At 54.4% G+C, this 1707-nt stretch carries 1 protein-coding gene and 1 pseudogene; both read left to right on the top strand.

Annotation, left to right across the window (positions count from 1 at the left end):
• Window positions 1-62 precede the first annotated feature (62 nt).
• Window positions 63-722, top strand: a pseudogene (locus tag WM40_RS26770) (IS3 family transposase); the annotation flags it as partial.
• A gap of 209 nt (window positions 723-931) precedes the next feature.
• Complete coding sequence (locus WM40_RS31955) at window positions 932-1573, top strand: YunG family protein (RefSeq protein ID WP_236693726.1); 642 nt, start codon at window positions 932-934, stop codon at window positions 1571-1573.
• Window positions 1574-1707 lie beyond the last annotated feature (134 nt).

Below are 1707 nucleotides of genomic sequence, written 5' to 3'. Positions count from 1 at the left end.
TTCATCAATGAGCACCGCAGGGATGGCCCATTGCAATGATGTGGCGTGTATTGAAGGCGTTGCGCGTGTACGGCGACCTACGTGAAGCGGGTGAGACATGCGGTCGAAATCGGGTGGCGCGGATCATGCGGGCCAACAAGATTACGGCTGTCCGTGGATACAAGTCGCCGCCGCGCATCGCCGGTCGTCCATCCATCTTGGCACCGAACCGGGTGAACCGGGAATTCAAGGTCGCCAAGCCTGATACCGTCTGGGTCACCGACATCACGTACATCCGCACTTGGCAAGGTTGGCTGTATTTGGCGGTCGTCGTCGACCTTTATTCTCGGAAGGTCATCGGCTGGTCGATGAAGCCGACGTTGGCGCGCGAACTCGCGCTGGACGCATTATTGATGGCGCTATGGCGGCGTAAGCCGACGTCCGAAGTCATTGTCCACTCCGATCAGGGAAGCCAATATGGAGGCGACGATTGGCAATGTTTCTGCCGTGCGCATTCGATAGTGCCAAGCATGAGTCGTAGGGGGAATTGTTGGGATAATGCCGTTGCTGAGTCGTTTTTCAGCAGTTTGAAAAAAGAACGTATCCGCAAACGTATCTACAAGACGCGCGACTTAGCACGCGCTGATATCTTCGACTACATCGAAGTCTTTTACAATCGAACCCGACGCCACAGTCATCTGGGTGACGTCAGTCCCGAGGCCTTTGAAATGCCTTCGGCGTGAGGGTCCGATTTGTCCGTCAGACCGGGGGAAGTCCAGTTTCCCATGTCAGTATTTCCGGTCTCTAGTCGCCGATGTCCGCTGTGCGGCCGACTGCGGGCATTGGCGGAGTGAGCGCCGAATGACCGTTATGGCCGAACTAGAGTCCCTGGATTGTGGTTGGTGTCCGGCAGAAGTTCGGCCATAACCGCCATTCAGTACCGACTCTGATAATGGCGGCAACTGGCAGCAAAGCGGACACAAGCGAGTGCGAGCGGGAAACGCTGGTGAGAAGATCGGCTATCGCCCCCAAAGCGTTGGTTGCCGCGCCCGACAGCGGCCGTAAGGGAAACAAGCAACTCGACAGAAATTCGTTGACGGATTTAATAGCTGAAGGCAGACTTCTAACCCATGCAAGCCCTCACGTCTTCTACCATTGCGACTTACCATCATTGGCATTCCCATTCGGGATCGCCGCTGGGGACGTGCACACGCTAGAGATTCGCAGCTACATGTGCTTCGAAGCCCTGCCGGCAACGACGGGGCTTTTGCTTTTTGGGTGCCCCATCGCTTGTTGGCTTACCGAGAGAGCAAAATCAGATGAATTCTGTATCGAAAACCTTTGCTACACCCCTCGACTTGTACACGAGCGATTTCACGAGTATGGGCTGGAGACACGTCCAGTCCCGATCGACGTCTGGTCGCCATCGAGTCCAGCACAGAACCATTGCAGCGTTACTTCCCTTATCGTCCAAGATTATTTCGGTGGTCAAATTCTCGCTACACAAACGTCGGGTGGTAAGCACTTCTACAATCTGATCGACGGAAGGAAGTGGGATTTAACAGTAAGCCAGTTTTCCGAACCAGTGCCGTAATGACGACAGCCCGTCTAATCGTGAGGAGGCTTTGTCCGATACTTCGCAACAAAAGTACGAGCTGCTAAAGTCGAGACTGGAAGAAAGAAAATGGTAACGCGAAATGCGCGCGGAATATAACGCCACTAAGCATT

The sequence above is a fragment of the Robbsia andropogonis genome, from assembly GCF_000970345.1.
GTDB classification, from domain to species: domain Bacteria; phylum Pseudomonadota; class Gammaproteobacteria; order Burkholderiales; family Burkholderiaceae; genus Robbsia; species Robbsia andropogonis.
Note: the sequence above shows the minus strand (reverse complement) of the source record. Positions and strands in the feature narration are given on the sequence as shown.